The organism is Aquicoccus sp. SU-CL01552, assembly GCF_040365005.1.
Lineage (GTDB): Bacteria > Pseudomonadota > Alphaproteobacteria > Rhodobacterales > Rhodobacteraceae > Antarcticimicrobium.
In genome coordinates this window covers 121,041-139,122 of sequence record NZ_BAABWV010000011.1, presented here as the reverse complement: position 1 = coordinate 139,122, position 18,082 = coordinate 121,041, and the positions used below count along the sequence as shown (strand labels likewise).

General features: G+C 66.5%; 17 protein-coding genes. 12 read left to right on the top strand and 5 right to left on the bottom strand.

What is annotated here, in order from left to right; all coding sequences use genetic code 11:
• Positions 1 to 327: 327 nt before the first annotated feature.
• Together ABWV23_RS13760 and ABWV23_RS13755 are read left to right on the top strand one after the other, a co-directional pair.
• A complete protein-coding gene (locus tag ABWV23_RS13760) occupies positions 328 to 1,386 on the top strand; it encodes a porin (RefSeq protein WP_353348685.1) in 1,059 nt (352 codons plus the stop codon).
• Between the two features lie 107 nt (positions 1,387 to 1,493).
• Positions 1,494 to 2,156 (top strand): YggS family pyridoxal phosphate-dependent enzyme, encoded by a 663-nt coding sequence (locus ABWV23_RS13755; protein ID WP_353348683.1) that lies wholly within the window; start codon positions 1,494 to 1,496, stop codon positions 2,154 to 2,156.
• Positions 2,157 to 2,224: 68 nt separating this feature from the next.
• On the opposite strand, the gene ABWV23_RS13750 is transcribed toward ABWV23_RS13755, so the two are convergent.
• Both ABWV23_RS13750 and ribA read right to left on the bottom strand, forming a co-directional pair.
• Complete coding sequence (locus ABWV23_RS13750) at positions 2,225 to 2,725, bottom strand: L,D-transpeptidase family protein (RefSeq protein WP_353348681.1); 501 nt, start codon at positions 2,723 to 2,725, stop codon at positions 2,225 to 2,227.
• On the bottom strand, positions 2,722 to 3,813 hold the full coding sequence (ribA, locus tag ABWV23_RS13745; RefSeq protein WP_353348679.1) for a GTP cyclohydrolase II: 1,092 nt from the start codon (positions 3,811 to 3,813) through the stop codon (positions 2,722 to 2,724). Before ribA ends, ABWV23_RS13750 begins: the two co-directional genes overlap by 4 nt.
• A 158-nt stretch (positions 3,814 to 3,971) precedes the next feature.
• Here ribA and ABWV23_RS13740 point away from each other — a divergent pair, with 158 nt between their 5' ends.
• The 5 genes from ABWV23_RS13740 to ABWV23_RS13720 all read left to right on the top strand — a co-directional run bounded on the left by ABWV23_RS13740 (position 3,972) and on the right by ABWV23_RS13720 (position 7,553).
• The gene (locus tag ABWV23_RS13740) at positions 3,972 to 4,658 is read left to right on the top strand and encodes a response regulator transcription factor (RefSeq protein WP_353348677.1); all 687 of its coding nucleotides are present in this window, start codon (positions 3,972 to 3,974) and stop codon (positions 4,656 to 4,658) included.
• 220 nt (positions 4,659 to 4,878) lie between these two features.
• A complete protein-coding gene (locus ABWV23_RS13735; protein ID WP_353348675.1) occupies positions 4,879 to 5,667 on the top strand; it encodes an exodeoxyribonuclease III in 789 nt (262 codons plus the stop codon).
• 99 nt (positions 5,668 to 5,766) lie between these two features.
• Positions 5,767 to 6,681: a tetratricopeptide repeat protein gene (locus tag ABWV23_RS13730; protein WP_353348759.1), complete on the top strand. Its 915-nt coding sequence runs from the start codon at positions 5,767 to 5,769 to the stop codon at positions 6,679 to 6,681.
• Between the two features lie 27 nt (positions 6,682 to 6,708).
• Positions 6,709 to 7,350: an LON peptidase substrate-binding domain-containing protein gene (locus tag ABWV23_RS13725; RefSeq protein ID WP_353348673.1), complete on the top strand. Its 642-nt coding sequence runs from the start codon at positions 6,709 to 6,711 to the stop codon at positions 7,348 to 7,350.
• Positions 7,347 to 7,553: a Trm112 family protein gene (locus tag ABWV23_RS13720; RefSeq protein ID WP_353348671.1), complete on the top strand. Its 207-nt coding sequence runs from the start codon at positions 7,347 to 7,349 to the stop codon at positions 7,551 to 7,553. The genes ABWV23_RS13725 and ABWV23_RS13720 overlap by 4 nt, the downstream gene beginning before the upstream one ends.
• Positions 7,554 to 7,567: 14 nt before the next feature.
• On the opposite strand, the gene ABWV23_RS13715 is transcribed toward ABWV23_RS13720, so the two are convergent.
• Entirely contained in the window at positions 7,568 to 8,791 is a 1,224-nt protein-coding gene (locus ABWV23_RS13715; RefSeq protein WP_353348669.1) for an FAD-dependent monooxygenase, read from the bottom strand.
• An 84-nt stretch (positions 8,792 to 8,875) separates the two neighbouring features.
• Between ABWV23_RS13715 and ABWV23_RS13710 the strand changes: the two genes are divergently transcribed.
• The 4 genes from ABWV23_RS13710 (at position 8,876) to ABWV23_RS13695 (ending at position 15,206) form a co-directional block, all read left to right on the top strand.
• Positions 8,876 to 10,204 carry an amidase gene (locus ABWV23_RS13710; RefSeq protein WP_353348667.1) on the top strand — a complete coding sequence of 443 codons (1,329 nt, stop codon included), beginning with the start codon at positions 8,876 to 8,878 and terminating at the stop codon, positions 10,202 to 10,204.
• Between the two features lie 137 nt (positions 10,205 to 10,341).
• Complete coding sequence (locus tag ABWV23_RS13705) at positions 10,342 to 11,523, top strand: aminotransferase class I/II-fold pyridoxal phosphate-dependent enzyme (RefSeq protein ID WP_353348757.1); 1,182 nt, start codon at positions 10,342 to 10,344, stop codon at positions 11,521 to 11,523.
• Between the two features lie 39 nt (positions 11,524 to 11,562).
• Positions 11,563 to 14,565 carry a DNA translocase FtsK gene (locus tag ABWV23_RS13700; protein ID WP_353348665.1) on the top strand — a complete coding sequence of 1,001 codons (3,003 nt, stop codon included), beginning with the start codon at positions 11,563 to 11,565 and terminating at the stop codon, positions 14,563 to 14,565.
• A gap of 41 nt (positions 14,566 to 14,606) precedes the next feature.
• Entirely contained in the window at positions 14,607 to 15,206 is a 600-nt protein-coding gene (locus tag ABWV23_RS13695; protein WP_353348663.1) for a LolA family protein, read from the top strand.
• A 12-nt stretch (positions 15,207 to 15,218) separates the two neighbouring features.
• Here ABWV23_RS13695 and ABWV23_RS13690 read toward each other — a convergent pair whose 3' ends face one another.
• Entirely contained in the window at positions 15,219 to 15,797 is a 579-nt protein-coding gene (locus tag ABWV23_RS13690) for a transglycosylase SLT domain-containing protein (protein WP_353348661.1), read from the bottom strand.
• 199 nt (positions 15,798 to 15,996) lie between these two features.
• Between ABWV23_RS13690 and hspQ the strand changes: the two genes are divergently transcribed.
• Positions 15,997 to 16,323, top strand: a complete 327-nt coding sequence (hspQ, locus tag ABWV23_RS13685) for a heat shock protein HspQ (RefSeq protein ID WP_353348659.1) — start codon at positions 15,997 to 15,999, stop codon at positions 16,321 to 16,323.
• Between the two features lie 63 nt (positions 16,324 to 16,386).
• Here hspQ and ABWV23_RS13680 read toward each other — a convergent pair whose 3' ends face one another.
• Positions 16,387 to 17,964 carry a gamma-glutamyltransferase family protein gene (locus ABWV23_RS13680; protein ID WP_353348657.1) on the bottom strand — a complete coding sequence of 526 codons (1,578 nt, stop codon included), beginning with the start codon at positions 17,962 to 17,964 and terminating at the stop codon, positions 16,387 to 16,389.
• Between the last annotated feature and the right edge of the window lie 118 nt (positions 17,965 to 18,082).

Sequence of the window (18,082 nt, the reverse complement as noted above, 5' to 3'; positions counted from 1 at the left end):
GCAGCCCTGGGTTTTCCGCTCTGGCCTGTCCTACCCAACGGGGCCATGCTGGGCAAGGCCTTAGTGTAAGGCGCCCGTGCAAGGCCCTGCGCGGCGTGCCGTTTCGGCAGGTTCTGCGGCGCGAAAGGACTGTCGACGACAGGTGCATTGGAGAAGGTCCGGCTGCCGCGTCACAGGACTGTGGCAAAGCTGCACCATCCGGAACGACTTTGTTGCACGCCCGCCTGCAAGCCTTGCCAACATGGCCCCGAAAAAGCGAAACCCACATCCATACCCACGCCGGATTCCCCGGTCTGGGCGTATGAATTCAAAACCGAGGGAAAGAAAATGAAAAAGGTTCTTTTCGCAACGACTGCACTGATCGCGACCGCGGGCATGGCTGCAGCCGAAGTGAGCATCAGCGGCTATGGCCGTTTCGGCATCGACTACAACGAAGCCAACTCCAACGACGTCACTGATCCCGGCTACAACGGCATCAGCGAGACGACCATCACCAGCCGTCTGCGTCTGCAGTTTGACATGTCGACCGAAACCGACAGCGGCGTTGTTCTGGGTGCCCGGATGCGTATGCAGTCCGAGAGCCGTGACAACAACTCGTTTACTCAAACGGGTGTGTGGAACGCTGCGCGCTTCTATGCAAGCTACGGTGGCTTCACGCTGCAAGTTGGCAACATCATCGGTGCGGTCGAAAACATGTCCGGCCTGTACTTGGAAACCCGCACTGCGGGCACCGGCGTTGACGGCGCTGGCTTCGTCTCGCTGGTCACCAACGTGAACGGCGAATACTTCAACTGGGATGCGTACTCGTCGGCCGGCAACGGTGCCAATGGCGTCGAAGTCCTGTACTCGTCGGGTGCCTTCAGCGGCCACCTGTCCTACTCGGCGCGTAACGATTTTGCAGTGACTGGTATCGGCGGCGCCTACGGTCTGGAAGCAGGCGAATCTAACCTGTCCCGCATCGCGGCCAACGTTGCCTACACCTTCGGTGACTGGACTGCCGCCCTGGCCGTGCAGGACTCGACCGCTCTGTTCGAAGACAAGGTCGCAGTCAGCATCGCTGGCGATCTGGGTCAGTACGGCGTTCGCTTGGCCTATGCCGACAACGACGGCATCTCCAAGTGGGGCCTCTATGGCAACATGGATATCGGCGCCGCGTCGAACATCCTGGTTTGGGTCACCGACGAAGACGCAGTTTCGGCTGCTGACGTTCTGGCCGGCCGTGCCGACAACCGCGATGGCATCGGCGGGTCGAACAACCAGGAAGGTACCTCCTACGGTATCCACTACTCCTACGACCTCGGGGGCGGCGCTTCCTTCGAAGCCGGCTGGCGCGAAATGTCGAACGACAACACCACCGTTCAAGCCGGTGTGTACTTCAGCTTCTGATAGCTGTCGTCACGTCTGACGTGATTTGGGCAGGTCCTCGGACCTGCCCTTTTCTTTTTCCGCAAACTGGTGTTTTCCTGCCGCCACAACCGCACAAGGGGGCCATCATGTCGCTGGACGAGATCAAAACACGTATCGCCGAAGCCGAGCAGGCCGCCGGGCGCGCGCCCGGGTCGGTCAAGCTGATCGCGGTTTCCAAGGTGCAGCCGCTGGAGCGGGTCGAGGCGGTGCTGGAGCAGGGTCAGCGGGTCTTTGGCGAGAACCGGGTTCAGGAGGCGGCCGGGAAGTGGCCGGACTTCAAGGACCGGTTCCCGGGGGTCGAACTGCACCTGATCGGGCCGCTGCAAAGCAACAAGGCACGCCAGGCCATCGGCCTGTTCGACGCGATCCATTCGGTCGACCGGCCCAAGCTTGCCAAGGCCCTCGCACGGCTGGCGCAGGAAGAGGGCCATTGCCCCGAGCTGTTCATCCAGGTCAACACCGGCGAAGAGCCGCAAAAGGCCGGGGTGCTGCCCGAGGATACCGACGCGCTTGTTGCCGACTGCCGCGCGCTCGACCTGCCGCTGCGCGGGCTGATGTGCATCCCCCCGGTCGGGGAGGAGCCGAGCCTGCATTTCGCGCTGCTGGCCAAGCTTGCCGCGCGCAACGGGCTGGAGGGGCTGTCGATGGGGATGAGCGGCGATTTCGAAACCGCCATCGCGCAGGGGGCCACCCATGTGCGCGTCGGATCGGCCATCTTCGGCGAACGCAGCGACGCGGTTTCTGCGTGACCTGAGGCCGCAGCCGGCAAATCTCTTTGAAGTGAGTTGATCGGAAAATTCGAATTTTCCGGGGCCGCTCAATGGTCGGGGACGATCACCCTTGTGCCGGGCAGGACCCGCGCGGCCAGCCACAGCAGATCGGCGCGGCAAAAGGCGATGCAGCCCTCGGTCGGGAAACCGGGGCGGCGCCATTGGTGCAGGAAGATCGCCGAGCCGCGCCCCGGCTGCGCCCGGGGCCAGTTCCAGTCGGTCAGCAGCACCAGGTCATACAGCGGATCGCTGCGCCTCAACCGCTCGTGGCTGGGGCCGTAGGGCGCCCGCACCCAGTGGTTATAGGAGGCATCGCCGCTGTCGTCCGACCACAGGTCACGCGGACCGATGGGCAGCGCCCAGCGGTTGGGGCGGGCCATCCGGTCGGGCCGGTAGAGCATCCCGACGATCCGGTGCACCCCGGCGGGGGTGGCGCCATCGCCCTCGCGCTTGTCCGTGGTGATCCCGCCACGCCCGATGGAACAGGGCAGGCGGCGCCCGGCAAACCGCACCCCCGTGGGCGTGAGGACAAGGTCGCGCGGACTCACAGCAGGTGTCCGGATTTCTTTGCCTTGGTGGCCAGGTAGGCGCGGTTGTAATCGGTTTCTCCGACCTTGAGCGGCACCCGCTCGGCCACGGCGATGCCGGTCTTTTCCATCATCGCGATCTTTTTCGGGTTGTTGGTCAACAGCCGCACCGAGGAGAACCCCAATTCCCGCAGAATATCGGCGCCGAGGCGAAAGTCGCGTTCGTCATCCTCGAACCCCAGGCGGTGATTGGCCTCGACGGTGTCGAACCCCTGGTCCTGCAGCGAATAGGCCCGCATCTTGTTCGCCAGGCCGATGCCGCGCCCCTCCTGGTTGAGATAGAGCAGCACGCCCGCCCCCTCGGCCCCCATCTGGGCCAGCGCGGCGCGCAGTTGCGGGCCGCAATCGCATTTCAGGCTGCCCAGCACGTCGCCGGTGAAACAGGCCGAATGCAGCCGCGCCAGCACCGGCTTGGCGCGGTCGGGGCGGCCGATCTCGATGGCGTAATGTTCCTCGGCGCCGTCCTCGGGGCGATAGATATGCAGCCGACCGGCCTCCGAGGCCTCGACGGGGAGGCGTGCGTGCGCCACCTCGTTCATCGGGCTGCGCTCGTCCAGGTGCGGCACCGCAAGCCGCTGCACGATCCGGGTCAGCCCGTATTGCGCGGCGAACCCGGTTCCGTCCGTCACCGGCACCAGCACCACCGCCGGCAGCAGCCGCGCCGATTTGACCAGCGCGATCGCCAGCCGGTGCAGCGCCGCGTTGCCACCGCGCTGGCTGACCAGCGGGCCTTTCATCGGCGCGATCAGGTCGTCGGCGGGATCGGCCAGCGCGCGGATCCAGTCGAGGTCGGCCTCGGCGGGAATCTCGATCCGCGCCAGGTCGCCGTCATAGGCGCGCGCCTTGAGGGTCGTGGCGCGCCGCGCGGTGATCGCGAGCACCGGCGCCGGGCCCAGTGCGCGCAGGTCGTCCAGCCGCGCGTCGGTCAGCGTTTCGGCCGCGACGGCCAGGGCGGCGCCGTCCTCTCCCTGCAGGACCACGGGCACGCCCACGCGCAGATCGGCCCGGGCACGGGCAAGAAGTTCGTTGATATCAGGCAGAAGGCTCATGGTCGGTTCCCGGTCAGCGTCGACTCGTATCTAGGGGGTTTTGTCGGATTGTGAAACATTAGCCGCGAAAGGGACACGACGGCGTGAGCGGATTGCAGCAAAGCTTGTCTTGCGCGCCGCTAGCCCGCATCTGGAAGGGACCGCAGAGGAGAAACCCGATGGCCCAACTGAAGAAGATCCTGCTGGTCGACGATGACGAGGATCTGCGCGACGCGTTGAGCGAACAGCTTGTCATGACCGAGGAGTTCGACGTCTTTGACGCCGGCGACGGCCAGGCCGCGATGGAGCGCGCCAAGGAGGCGTTCTATGACCTGATCATCCTCGATGTCGGCCTGCCAGACACCGACGGGCGCGAGCTTTGCCGCCGGATGCGCAAGCAAGGGGTCAAATCGCCGATCCTGATGCTGACCGGCCATGACACCGATGCCGATACCATCCTGGGGCTGGACGCGGGCGCGAATGACTATGTCGCCAAGCCGTTCAAGTTCCCGGTGCTGCTGGCCCGCATCCGCGCCCAGCTGCGCCAGCACGAGCAATCCGAGGACGCGGTGTTCCAGCTGGGGCCCTATACCTTCAAGCCGGCGATGAAGATGCTGATCTCGGAAGACGACCGCAAGATCCGCCTGACCGAGAAGGAAACCAACATCCTCAAGTTCCTCTACCGGTCGAGCGAGGGCGTCGTGCCGCGCGACATCCTGCTGCACGAGGTCTGGGGTTATAACGCCGGGGTGACGACGCATACGCTGGAAACCCACATCTATCGCCTGCGCCAGAAGATCGAGCCGGACCCCTCGAACGCGCGGCTGCTGGTGACCGAGGCGGGCGGGTATCGGTTGGTGGCATAACGGCAGAGGACTTGACCCAAATCAAAGACGCACCGCGCTCGCATCTTTTATCTGGACCTATCCCGCGCATGTCCGGGTCATGACATGCACCTCCCTGTTGGACTGGACCGGGCCCCGCGCCCGGTCTTTTTTTGTCTGCGGTGGCATCGCGGGCAAACATCGGTTGTGACGCCGGCGCCGGGGCCATAACGTGCCGCCAACCCGAACAGGAGAGACATCCATGCCCTTTACCCTGGCCACCTGGAACATCAACTCGGTCCGCTTGCGCGAGGGGCTGGTCTGCAGGTTGCTGGAGGAGGAGGCGCCCGATGTCCTCTGCCTGCAAGAATGCAAGAGCCCGGTCGAGAAGATCCCGCTCGAGGGGTTCCGCGCGCTGGGCTATACCCACATGGTCGCGCGCGGGCAAAAGGGCTACAACGGCGTGGCGATCCTGTCGAAACTGCCGCTCGAGGACATGGGCGACATGGATTTCGCCGGTCTGGGCCACGCCCGCCACGTCGCCGCGCGGCTGGACAACGGGGTGGTGATCCACAATTTCTACGTGCCTGCGGGCGGCGACAAGCCGGACCGCGCGGTGAACGAGAAGTTCGGCCAGAAACTCGATTACCTGACCGGGATGCGCGATTGGTTCCGCGACGAGCAGTTCGAAAAATCCATCCTGGTGGGCGATCTGAACATCGCCCCGCGCGAGGATGACGTCTGGGATCACAAGAAACTGCTGAAAGTGGTAAGTCACACCCCTGTCGAGGTCGAACAATTGGCCGAGACCCAGGCAGCCGGCAAATGGGTCGACGTCACCAGATCGGACATTCCGGAGGGCAAATTGTACTCTTGGTGGTCCTACCGCGCCCGCGACTGGGACGCGGCCGACAAGGGGCGGCGGCTGGATCACGTCTGGGCCACGCCCGACATCGCCGGGGCCGCGCATGGCAGCAGGGTTCTGCGCGCGGTGCGCGGGTGGGAGCAGCCCAGCGACCACGCCCCGGTTCTGGCCGATTTCGACCTGTGATCGCGGTGCCCGATCCGACCGGGACGGATCGCCCCCTTGGTTTTCGCGCCCATAGCTTTCATATAGGGCGCAAGCACAAAGCAGCGGAGAGCTGAAATGATGGATATTCTTTCGGGTAACGGGGCGGCACCCGCCGCCGATCTGATCAAGGACTCAAGCGAGGCCAATTTCATGGCCGACGTGATCGAAGCCTCGAAAGAGGTGCCGATCATCGTCGATTTCTGGGCGCCCTGGTGCGGCCCGTGCAAGACGCTGGGCCCCTTGCTGGAAGAGGCGGTGAAAGCCGCCGGCGGCGCGGTGAAGATGGTCAAGGTCAACGTGGACGAGGCCCAGATGCTGGCCGGCCAGTTGCAGATCCAGTCGATCCCGACCGTCTATGCCTTTTTCCAGGGCCAGCCGGTCGACGGGTTCCAGGGCGCGCTGCCCGGCTCGGAGATCAAGGCGTTCATCGACCGGGTGATCCAGGCCGCCGGCGGCGAGGCAGGCGGCGGGCTCGACGAGGCCGTGGCGGCCGCCGAGGAAATGCTGGACCAGGGCGCTGCGGCGGATGCGGCGCAGACCTTTGCCGCGATCTTGGGCGAAGACCCCAACCACGCCGGCGCCTATGGCGGGCTGGTGCGCGCCCATATCGCCACCGGCGATCTGGACCAAGCCGAGGCGGTGCTGAACGGGGCCCCGGCCGAGATTTCCCACGCCCCCGAACTGGAGGCGGCGCATGCCCAGCTGGAACTGGCGCGCCAGGCCGCCGATGCCGGCCCGGTGGCCGAGCTGACGGCGGCGGTCGAGGCCGACCCGAACAACCACCAGGCCCGCTTCGACCTTGCCACGGCGCTGCATGCCAAGGGTGACGTCGAAGAGGCCGTGGCGCAGCTGCTCGAACTGTTCCGCCGCGACCGCGAGTGGAATGACGGCGCGGCCAAGGCGCAACTGTTCACCATTTTCGAGGCGCTCAAGCCCAATGATCCGGTGGTCCTGAACGGGCGCCGCAAGCTGAGCTCGATGATATTTGCCTAATCCCGCTCCGGGGCTAGTCTCATTGCCATGATCCAAGCCGCCGACCTGCCGGACACGATCCCCGTCTTCCCGCTGCCCGGGGCGCTTCTGCTTCCCCGGGCACGGTTGCCGTTGCATGTGTTCGAGCCGCGCTACCTGCAGATGCTGGAGGATGCGCTGAAGACGCCGCAGCGGCTGATCGGGATGATCCAGACCTGTGCCTTGCCGGGCAAGCCGGATGCGCTGCACGCCATCGGCTGCGCCGGGCGCGTCACGCAGTTCTCGGAAACCGAGGACGGGCGCTACCTGATCACCCTGACCGGGATCAGCCGCTATCGCATCCTGAACGAGGTCGAGGGGTTTGCCCCCTATCGCCGCTGCACGGTGTCCTGGGACGGGTTCGACCGTGATCTCGGCCAGGAGGAAAGCGATCCGGGCTTTGACCGGGCGCGGTTCCTTGACCTTTTGGGGCGGTTCCTGTCGGCCCGTCAGCTTCAGACCGACTGGGAGACCCTGAAGCAAGCCGAACAGGAATTGCTGATCAATTCGCTTTCGATGCTGCTTGACTTCAACCCCGAGGACAAGCAGGCCCTCTTGGAGGCGCCATCGCTGGAGACCCGGCGCGAAACCCTTGTCACGCTGATCGAATTCTCCATGCGTGGCGGATCGAACGAGGAAACCCTGCAATGACCGAGCCGCAGACCCCCCCGGACCCGCACCATCCCGCCTTTGACCGTCGCATGCTCGAGGCGCTGATCTGCCCGTTGACCCATGCCACGCTGGAATACGATGCCGCGCGGCAGGAGCTGATTTCCAAGGGGGCCGGCCTTGCCTTTCCGATCCGCAACGGGATCCCGGTGATGCTGGTCGACGAGGCGCGCAAGCTCGACTGAGCGCGCACCGGTCGTCAGATCGGCTGACCTTTCAGCAGGCGCGGCAGATCGCCGGTCAGGCCCGCCGCCTCGCGCAGGAAGCCGCGACGCAGGGCCGGGGCGGCGTTGACCAGCCCCATCCCCAGGTCACGGCCCAGCCGCAGCAGCGGGTTGTCGTTCGAGAACAGCTTGTTGAAGGCATCGGTGGCCAGCGCCAGCGTGGCGGTGTCGAACCGGCGCCATTGCTGGTAGCGCTCCAGCACCGGGGCGGTGCCGATATCCTCGCCGCGCCGGGCGGCCTGGACCAGGACCTCGGCCAGCGCGCCGACATCGCGCAGTCCGGCATTCAGCCCCTGTCCGGCGATCGGGTGCATGCCATGGGCGGCATCGCCCACCAGCGCCAGCCGGTCGGCGATGAAGCTGTTGGCGACGGTCAGCCCCAACGGATAGGCCCAGCGGGCGCCGGCCAGCTCGATCTCGCCCAGGAAATCGCCGAACCGCGGGCGCAGCACGGCGAGGTAGTCCTCATCGTTCAGCGCATTGATCGCCTTTGCGGTCTCGGTCCGCTCGCTCCAGACGATCGAGCTGCGGTTGCCGGTCAGCGGCAGGATCGCCAGCGGACCCGGCGGCATGAAGAACTGATGCGCGACGCCGTGGTGCGGTTTCTCATGCGCGATGGCGCAGACCAGTCCGGTCTGGCCATAGTCCCAGCCGGTGCGGGTAATGCCGGCGCGCCGGGCGGTGCCGCTCGAACGCCCGTCACAGCCGATCAGGACACGGGCGGTCAGGGTGCGACCGTCGTCCAGCGTGACAGTGGCGCCCTGCGGCCCGGTGTCCTGGGCCACCACGGTGCCGTCGACCTGGGTGATGCCCGGTTCCGCGTCCATCGCCTCGAGAAAGGCGCGGCGCAGGTGGCGGTCCTCGACCATGTAACCCATCGGGCCTTCCTCGATCTCGTCATGGTCGAAATGCAGGAAGAAGGGTGACGGGCCGGTGCCGGCGTGGCCATCGGTGACCTTGATGTCCAGCATCGGCTGCGCCGCGTCGGCGATCCGCGACCAGACGCCGGTGGCCGCAAGCAGCCGCTGCGAGGCCAGTGCCAGCGCATAGGCGCGGCCGTCAAAGCCGGCGTCCTTGCGCGCGGCGCCGGGCAGGGCGTCGATCAGGGTCACGCTTTGGCCGGCCTGGGCCAGCGCGAGGGCCAGCGCGGGGCCGTTCAGCCCGCCGCCGACGATCAGGATATCGGAGTCATTCGTCATGACCTGCAATATGGCCGGTGGTTCGGGATTGTCCATGCGCGGCGCTGTCGCTACCGTCGCGAAAACCGGCAAAAGGGGAATGAGATGCAGGACTGGCTGAGCATGACGGCAGGCGATCTGGGGCGCGGCATCGCGCGGGGCGAGATCGACCCGGTGGCGCTGACGCAAACCTATCTGGACGCGATTGACGCCCATCCGCAGCGCGATCGCATCTATGCCCGGGTCACCCCGGACCGGGCGCTGGCCGAGGCGGGCGCGGCACAGGCGCGGGCGCAGGTCGGGCGGCGGTTGTCGCCACTGGACGGGGTGCCGATCAGCTGGAAGGACCTGTTCGACAGCGCCGGCACCGTGACCGAGGCGGGATCGGCCCTGCTCAAGGGGCGGGTGCCGGGGGCCGATGCGGCGGTGCTGCGCAATGCCACTGCCATGGGGCTGGTCTGCCTGGGCAAGACCCACATGAGCGAACTGGCTTTTTCCGGGCTGGGGTTGAACCCGATCACCGCGACCTCGCCCAACGTGAACGACGATGGCGCGGCGCCGGGGGGGTCGTCCTCGGGGGCGGCGGCCTCGGTGGCGTTCGGCCTTGCCTCGGCGGGGATCGGATCTGACACCGGCGGCTCGGTGCGCATTCCCTCGGCGTGGAACGACCTTGTCGGGCTCAAGACCACCTCGGGACGGCTCAGCCTGGAGGGTGTGGTGCCGCTGTGCCTGAAGTTCGACACGGTGGGGCCGCTGGCGCGCTCGGTCGAGGATGCAGCGCTGCTGCTGGCGGCGCTGGAGGGCGGGCGCGCGCCCGACCTGGCCGGCGCCTCGCTGCGCGGGCGGCGGCTGGCGGTGTTGCAGACGCTGGTGATGGACGATCTGCGCGAGGCGCCCGCCCGCGCCTTTGACGGGGCTGTGGCGCGGTTCCGCGACGCGGGCGCCGAGATCGTGCCGCTGGAGGTGCCCGAACTGGTCGAAGCACACGGGCTGTCGCCAGTGCTGTACACCGGCGAGGCCTATGGGCTGTGGCGCGAGGCGATCGAGGCCGACCCGGAGGCGATGTTCGGCGAGATCCGCGACAGGTTCCGCGCCGGGGCGAAATTCTCGGCCCCCGATTACGTCGCCGCCTGGCGCAAGCTCGAGGCGGCGCGCGCGGCCTGGGCCCGGGCGACGGCGGGATTCGATGCGGTGCTCTGTCCGACCTCCCCGATCCTTGCGCCCGAGGTGGACCGTCTGATGACCGACTCGGAGTACTACGTGACCGAGAACCTGCTGACGCTGCGCAACACGCGGGTGGGCAACCTGATGGGGCTTTGCGCGCTGAGCCTGCCGACCGGGGTTCCCGGCTGCGGGGTACAGATCATGGCCGCTCCCGAGACCGAGGCGGCGCTGTTGCGGCTGGGGGCGGCGGCCGAGGCGGCGCTGGCCTGACCGCGATGATCAATACGTGCCGGCCTGATTGCCACATTTCCCGGCACGCCCCCCGCCTTAGGCTGGACGAAACGGGCACATCCCTGTAACCTTTGGGGAAACGGGACGCCTACGATCCCGACCTTGAGGCACATATGATGGATTTCCCCGAGCGGTTTTCGAACCTGCCGCCCTATGCATTTCCGCGTCTGCGGACGCTGCTGGACGCCCATGCGCCCGGCGGCGATGTGGTGCATATGACCATCGGTGAGCCCAAGCACGCGTTCCCGTCCTGGGTGACCGAGACGATCCTGGCCCATGCGGCCGAGTTCAACAGCTATCCGCCCAACGATGGCTCGCCGGAACTGCGCGCCGCGATCGCCGCCTGGATCGGTCGCCGCTATGGCGTGACGGTGGATGCCGAAACCCAGGTTGTGGCGCTGAACGGCACCCGCGAGGGGCTGTATAACGCCGCGATGGCATTGTGCCCGGAACAGAAGAACGGGCAGCGCCCGGCGGTGCTGATCCCCAACCCGTTCTACCAGGTCTACATGATCGCGGCGATGTCGGTGGGGGCCGAGCCGGTGTTCCTGCCCGCGACGGAACAGACCGGGCATTTGCCGGATTACGCGTCGTTGCCGGCGGATCTGCTGGATCGCACCGCGATCGCCTATATCTGTTCGCCGGCCAACCCGCAGGGCGCGGTGGCGGATCGCAGCTATTGGGCCGAGCTGATCGCGCTGGCGGAAAAGCACGATTTCCGCATCTTCGCCGACGAATGCTATTCCGAGATCTACCGCGACACGCCGCCGGTGGGCGCGCTGAGCGTCGCGGCCGAGATGGGGGCGGACCCCGAGCGGGTCGTTCTGTTCAACTCGCTGTCCAAACGGTCGAACCTGCCCGGGCTGCGCTCGGGCCTTGTCACCGGCGGACCGGAGAGCTTGAAGCGGATCAAGACCCTGCGCGCCTACTCGGGCGCACCGATGCCCGGGCCGTTGCAGGCGGCCGCCGCCAGGGTCTGGGCCGACGAGGCGCATGTGGAAGAGAACCGCGCGCTCTACCAGGAGAAATACCGCATTGCCGACGAGATCTTCGGCGGGATTCAGGCCTATGCCGGGCCGGAGGCAGGGTTTTTCCTCTGGCTGCCGGTTGAGGACGGCGAGGCGGCGGCGCTCAAGGCTTGGACTGAAACCGGGGTGCGGGTGCTGCCCGGCGCCTACCTTGCGCGCGACGTGGACGGGCGCAATCCCGGCAAGGGTTATGTCAGGGTCGCCATGGTGGCACCGAAGGATGAGTTGCAGCGCGGGCTGATCACGCTTCGCGACTGTCTTTATGAGTAAGAGCGAGATGAACAAGAACGAGCGGGACCGAGGGTAAGCATGGCATTTCAAACACGCAGCCGCGATCCTCTGCTGGACAGCAACATGCAGGCACAGATCGAGAAACGCGGAAAGGAACTGGTCGGGATCGCGCTGATCTGCCTCGGGTTGGCAGCGGCGGCGATGATCGGCTCTTACACGCCGGACGATCCCAACTGGATGGTCTCGACCGACGCGCCGGTGCAGAACTGGTTGGGGCGGATCGGCGCCTCGATCGCGGCACCGCTGTTCATGATCGTGGGCGAGGGCAGCTGGGGCATCGCGTTGGTGCTGGTGGCCTGGGGCCTGCGCTATGCCATGCACAGTGGCGAGGACCGGGCGATGGGGCGGCTGATCTTTGCCCCCATCGCAGTGGCCTTGGGCGCGGTCTATGCAGCGACGCTGGTGCCTGGGGAAGAATGGCGCGCGACCCACAGTTTCGGCCTGGGCGGGCTGTTCGGTGACACGGTGATGGGCGCGCTTCTGACGCTGTTGCCGCTGGGATCGCATTTCGCTGTCAAGCTGGTGTCGCTGCTCACGGCGGCCTCGATGCTGGCGCTGGGGATCTATGTGCTGGGCTTTACCCGCCCCGAGGTCACCCGCGTACTGCGTTTCGCGATGATCGGCATGGTGATGGTCTATGGCGCGATCGTCTCGCTTCTGGGCCGTGGCGCCGGGGCTGCGGCGCAGGCGGCACGGGAACGGCAGGCGTTGCGCGCGGAACGGCGCGAGGCCGAGCGACAGGCGCAGGCCGCCTATGAGGCCGAACTGGCCGCGCAGGCCGCCGCCGAACCGGTGATCGAGGCGCCGTACCCCGATCCCGCCCCCGAACCCGTCGTCGAGGAGCGCGGCGGTTTCCTGTCGCGGATGCCGGGGCTGATCCGCCGACCCGAGCCGATGCCAGAACCGGAACTGGTCGAGCCGCAGCCGGTCGCGGGCACCCGGGCGATGCCGGGTGACGACCGCATCCGCGCCAAGATCGCCGATGCGATCCGCGCCCGTGGTCGTCCCGAACCGACGCCGACGATCGAGCAGGAACGCCCCCTGACCAAGGGTCGCGGACGTGGCCCCGACCCGTTGCTGCTGGACCCCGAGAGCGGGGTGCGCCTGCCGCCGGAACCGCCGGTGACCAGCGCCCAGGCCGGCCTGCCGCCCGAACCGCCAGTGACGGCTCCGATGGCCGCCCCGGTGCCCGGGGCCGCCGCCGTATCCGCCGCTGTGCCCGAATTTGCGACGGTTTCCCAGCCGGTCGCGCCGGCGCCCGCCCAGCCGGTGCCCGAGGTGCCGACGCAGAGGCAAGCCATTCGCGAACCTGCACCCCAGGTCGCCCCGGTCGCGGCGGCCGAGGATCCCGCGCTGCCGTTGCGCGCGCCGCAGCCGGCGCCGCAGGTGCCGGTGGCCGAGCCGCGCAAGGTGGTTCAGAACACGATGCGAAAACCGCCGGCCCCCTCGCGCCGGGCACAGGAAGAGGTGCAGCCGGCGCTGGCCTTTGACGACAGTGGTGCGGAGTTCGAATTGCCGCCGCTGGGCCTGTTGACCAACCCCTCGAACATCGAGCGCCATTACCTGAGCGACGAGGCGTTGGAGGAAAACGCCCGGATGCTGGAGAACGTGCTGGACGACTACGGCGTCAAGGGAGAGATCGTCTCGGTTCGCCCCGGCCCGGTCGTTACCATGTACGAGCTGGAGCCGGCGCCGGGCCTCAAGGCCAGCCGCGTGATCGGCCTGGCCGACGATATCGCCCGCTCGATGTCGGCGCTGTCGGCGCGTGTTTCGACCGTGCCGGGGCGCAGCGTGATCGGTATCGAGCTTCCCAATGACAAGCGTGAGAAAGTGGTTCTGCGCGAGATCCTCGCCTCGCGCGATTTCGGCGACAGCAAGCTGAGCCTGCCGCTGGCGCTGGGCAAGGACATCGGTGGCGAGGCGGTTGTCGCCAACCTGGCCAAGATGCCCCACCTGCTGATCGCCGGGACCACCGGTTCGGGCAAGTCGGTGGCGATCAACACCATGATCCTGTCGTTGCTCTACAAGCTGACGCCCGAGGAATGCCGGTTGATCATGATCGACCCCAAGATGCTGGAACTGTCGGTTTACGACGGCATCCCGCACCTGCTCTCGCCCGTGGTCACCGACCCGAAAAAGGCGGTCGTCGCCCTCAAGTGGGTGGTCGGCGAGATGGAGGACCGCTATCGCAAGATGTCCAAGATGGGCGTGCGCAACATCGAGGGCTTCAACGGCCGGGTGCGCGACGCGCTCTCCAAGGGCGAGATGTTCTCGCGCACGGTGCAGACCGGGTTCGACGACGAGACCGGCGAACCGGTGTTCGAGACCGAAGAATCCCAGCCCGTCGCGCTGCCCTATATCGTGGTGATCGTCGACGAGATGGCCGACCTGATGATGGTTGCCGGCAAGGAGATCGAGGCCTGCATCCAGCGTCTTGCACAGATGGCGCGGGCCTCGGGCATCCACCTGATCATGGCAACGCAGCGCCCCTCGGTCGACGTGATCACCGGCACGATCAAGGCCAACTTCCCGACCCGGATCTCGTTCCAGGTGACCTCCAAGGTCGACAGCCGTACCATCCTGGGCGAGATGGGCGCCGAACAGCTTCTGGGGATGGGCGACATGCTCTACATGGCCGGCGGCGCCAAGATCACCCGCTGTCACGGTCCGTTCGTGTCCGACGAAGAGGTCGAGGAGGTGGTGACCCACCTGAAACAGTTCGGCCCGCCCGACTATGTCGGCAAGGTGCTGGATGGCCCCGACGACGACAAGGCCGAGAATATCGACGCGGTCCTGGGCCTGTCGACCGGCGGCAATACCGATGGCGAGGATGCGCTCTACGATTCGGCGGTCCAGATCGTGATCAACGACCGCAAATGCTCGACCTCCTACATCCAGCGCAAGCTGGCGATCGGCTACAACAAGGCCGCCCGCCTGGTCGAGCAGATGGAGGACGAGGGGTTGGTCAGCCCGGCCAACCACGTGGGCAAGCGTGATATCCTGGTCCCGGAACAGGAGTAGAGGCGGCTTTCATTCCGCCGCTCCGTACCTATGTTGAGGTCATGAAACGTATTCTTTTCGCCTGCGCGCTCAGCCTCGCCGCGCCTGCCGCTTGGGCGGCCGAGAAACTGCCGCTGTCCGAGATCTCGACCTATCTGAATGGGCTTCGCACCGCGAAAAGCCCGTTCACCCAGATCAACGATGACGGCAGCCTGTCGACCGGCACGCTATTCCTGCATCGGCCCGGTCGGGCGCGGTTCGAGTACGATCCGCCGGACGAGGCGGCGGTGGTGGTCGGCGCCGGCACCGTGGTGATCCATGACGGGAAATCGAACCAGCCGCCGGAAAGCTATCCGCTCAGGCGAACGCCACTGTCGATCATCCTGGCCAAGCGGGTCGATCTGGATCGCGCCAACATGGTGGTGGCGCATGGCTTCGATGGCACCGCCACGGTGGTGACGGCGCAGGACCCCGAGCACCCCGACTATGGGCGCATCGAGTTGATGTTCACCGGTGACCCGGTGGAACTGCGCAAATGGGTAATCCACGATGGCGGTGGCGGCCGGACCACGGTGATCCTGGGCGCGCTGGAAACCGGCATCCCGCTCAGCGGCAGCCTGTTTACCCCCTACTCCGGCAGCGGCAGCACGCTGGATCGCTGAGCGCGGTTCCGGTCAGTTGCAGCTGCGCAATTGTGCGCGATAGGTATTCGCGCGCTGCTCCACCTTGGACGCGACGCGCAGCAGCCAGCTCTTGCTGCGGTGGGTACCACGGGAATACCCTGTATGTCCCTCGTGATAGGCGAGGTATTGGTTGCGGGCATCGGTCAGGGGGATTCCGTTGCGTTCGTAGCTGCGGGTCATGTACCAGCCCATGAAATCAGCCGCGTCGCGCATCTTGTCACGTTTCGCGCGGCGCTGTCCGGTGGCGGCCTTGTAATCGTCCCAGGTTCCGTCAAGCGCCTGGCTGTAGCCATAGGCGCTGCTGGCCCGGCCCATGGGAATCACCCCCAGCGCATAGCGGAACGGCGTCCGCGCATCCGAACGGAATCTGCTTTCCTGGTGAATCACCGCCATCTGGACATGGACCGGCACCCCCCATTTGCGTTCGGTCGCGCGAAAGGCGCGTTTGTACTGGGGCCGTTGCGCCAGGATGCTGCAGGCGTTGTCCAAGTTCCGCGGTGGCGCCTTGTAGCCGCCGCCACAGGACGCCAGCAGAAGGACAAGAATCAGTGCGCTCAGAGGTCTGCTCATATGCCTCATGCCTCTTTTTTTATAGGTTTTACCCTAACATTTGCCGGGATGAAATCCAATTCACAGCTGCCCTGGAACGACCGTTCGTCAAGGCGACTGTCGGGGCCGGGTTCACAGACTGTTTCGATGAAAATCAGGGTCTGGGGTTGGACAACACGGGGTGTTTACGGTTAAGAAACTACGATAAGGGCAAGGGCTGATGCTGAAAACACGTGCGAAATATTATCTCGGTCAGGTGGTCCGCCACAGGAAACACCCGTTTCGCGGCGTGGTGTTCGACGTGGATCCCGAGTTCTCGAACACCGAGGAGTGGTATGAGGCGATCCCCGAGGAGAGCCGCCCGGTGCGCGAGCAGCCGTTTTACCACCTGCTGGCCGAGAACGAGAACAGCTATTACGTGGCCTATGTGTCGGAACAGAACCTGATCGCCGATTATTCCGGCGAGCCGGTGGATCATCCCGACATCCCCGAGATGTTCGGCCCGTTCCAGGACGGCGCCTATCCGCTGCACTTCCAGTTCAACTGAACGAACTTCAACTGAACGCCCAAGGGGAACCACGGGCCGGGCGTTGCCGCCCGGCGCCGGTGATCAGTACCCCAGCGCGCAGCCGTCCTTGCGCGGGTCGCTGCCCCCCTCCAGCACACCGTCGGCACGGATGCGGATCGCCTGGGCGCCGCCAATCGGGGCATCCGGGATATCCACCTTGTGGCCCAGGTCGGTCAGGTCTTGCCGCACGGCGTCGGAATAGCCGCGCTCGACCTTCATCGTGCCGGCGTCCGAGAAACAGCGCGGCGCATCCACCGCGGCCTGCAGGTCCATCCCGAAATCGCGCAGGTTGCTGACCAGCCGCGCATGGCCGTTGGGCTGATAGGCGCCGCCCATCACGCCAAAGGGCATCAGCGCCCCGTCACCGTCCCGCAGCATCCCCGGAATGATCGTGTGCATCGGGCGGTTGCCGCCGGTCAGCTCGTTCGGGTGTCCCTCCTGCAGGGTGAACCCGGCGCCGCGGTTCTGCAGCAGGATGCCGAACTTGTCGCTGGCGATGCCCGATCCGAAGCCGTGATAGATTGAATAGATCAGCGACACTGCCATGCGGTCGCGGTCGACCACCGTGATATAGATCGTGTCCCTGTGCACCGCCTCGCTGACGGCGGCGGGGCTGTCCATCGCCCGGCCCATGTCGATCAGCCCGGCCAGCCGTTCCGCGGTTTCGGGGGCGAGCATATGCTCCAGCCGCGCGGTGCGGTCGGGGTCGGCAATGAACCGGTTGCGCGCGTCATAGGCCAGCTTGGCCGCCTCGGCCTCCACATGGGCGCGCTTGGCACCAAAGGGGTCCATGCCGGCGATGTCGAAATGCGACAGGATCCCCAGCATCAGGATCGCCGTCGCGCCCTGGCCGTTGGGCGGATGTTCGAACAGATCGGCCCCGTTGTAGGGCCCCGAGACCGGTGTTGTCTCGTCACAGCGGGTGGCGGCGAAATCCTCGACGGTATGAACGCCGCCCAAGGCATTCAGTGTGGCGCAGATATCCTCGGCCACCTCGCCGGTGTAAAAGGCATCACGCCCGTCGCGCGCGATCCGGCGCAGCACCTCGGCCTGGCCCGGCGCGCGAAAGAGCTCGCCCACCTTGGGCAGCCTGCCGTCGATCAGGTAATTGGTTCGCGCCGCGCCCTGCAGCTTGGCGGCCTCGTTGCCCCAGTCGAAGGCCACGCGCGGGGCCACCGGCACCCCCTCTTCGGCATAGTGGATCGCGGGCGCGAGGATGCGGTCCAGCCCGATCCGACCGACCGTTTCGGACAGGTGACAGAACGCGTCGACCGCGCCCGGAACGGTGACCGCGTGGGGGCTGTAGACAGGCACGGTGGATTCGCCTGCATCGCGCAGGGCCGCCGCGCTGGCCGCGGCGGGGGCCCGTCCCGAGCCGTTCAGCGCCTTGATCTCGCCGGTTGACGGATCGGAGTGCAGGACAAAGCAATCGCCGCCGATCCCGGTCATCTGCGGCTCGCAGATACCCAGCAGGACCGCCCCGGCAATCGCTGCGTCCATGGCGTTTCCGCCCTGCTTCAGGATCTCGACCGCGGCCTGTGCCGCCAGCGGATGCGAGGTGGCGCAGACGCCGTTCGCCGCCAGTACCTCCGACCGTCCGGGCCTGTGAAAATCGCGCATGGATGTCCCCCTTGTCCTGTCCGTTCGGGACAGTAGGGCGCGGCGGCGGGAAAGCCAACCGGTGTAGGGTGCGGGGGGAAAGGCCTCGGCGCCGCGCAATGGGTGGGGGCAATTGCAG

Coding starts and splice junctions, on each gene's coding strand:
- ABWV23_RS13690 (WP_353348661.1), bottom strand. CDS start 15,797: ATGAGCAGACCTCTGAGCGCACTGATTCTTGTCCTTCTGCTGGCGTCC.
- ABWV23_RS13700 (WP_353348665.1), top strand. CDS start 11,563: ATGGCATTTCAAACACGCAGCCGCGATCCTCTGCTGGACAGCAACATG.
- ABWV23_RS13695 (WP_353348663.1), top strand. CDS start 14,607: ATGAAACGTATTCTTTTCGCCTGCGCGCTCAGCCTCGCCGCGCCTGCC.
- ABWV23_RS13730 (WP_353348759.1), top strand. CDS start 5,767: ATGGATATTCTTTCGGGTAACGGGGCGGCACCCGCCGCCGATCTGATC.
- ABWV23_RS13680 (WP_353348657.1), bottom strand. CDS start 17,964: ATGCGCGATTTTCACAGGCCCGGACGGTCGGAGGTACTGGCGGCGAAC.
- ribA (WP_353348679.1), bottom strand. CDS start 3,813: ATGAGCCTTCTGCCTGATATCAACGAACTTCTTGCCCGTGCCCGGGCC.
- ABWV23_RS13725 (WP_353348673.1), top strand. CDS start 6,709: ATGATCCAAGCCGCCGACCTGCCGGACACGATCCCCGTCTTCCCGCTG.
- ABWV23_RS13740 (WP_353348677.1), top strand. CDS start 3,972: ATGGCCCAACTGAAGAAGATCCTGCTGGTCGACGATGACGAGGATCTG.
- ABWV23_RS13710 (WP_353348667.1), top strand. CDS start 8,876: ATGCAGGACTGGCTGAGCATGACGGCAGGCGATCTGGGGCGCGGCATC.
- ABWV23_RS13720 (WP_353348671.1), top strand. CDS start 7,347: ATGACCGAGCCGCAGACCCCCCCGGACCCGCACCATCCCGCCTTTGAC.
- ABWV23_RS13735 (WP_353348675.1), top strand. CDS start 4,879: ATGCCCTTTACCCTGGCCACCTGGAACATCAACTCGGTCCGCTTGCGC.
- ABWV23_RS13760 (WP_353348685.1), top strand. CDS start 328: ATGAAAAAGGTTCTTTTCGCAACGACTGCACTGATCGCGACCGCGGGC.
- ABWV23_RS13715 (WP_353348669.1), bottom strand. CDS start 8,791: ATGACGAATGACTCCGATATCCTGATCGTCGGCGGCGGGCTGAACGGC.
- ABWV23_RS13755 (WP_353348683.1), top strand. CDS start 1,494: ATGTCGCTGGACGAGATCAAAACACGTATCGCCGAAGCCGAGCAGGCC.
- hspQ (WP_353348659.1), top strand. CDS start 15,997: ATGCTGAAAACACGTGCGAAATATTATCTCGGTCAGGTGGTCCGCCAC.
- ABWV23_RS13705 (WP_353348757.1), top strand. CDS start 10,342: ATGGATTTCCCCGAGCGGTTTTCGAACCTGCCGCCCTATGCATTTCCG.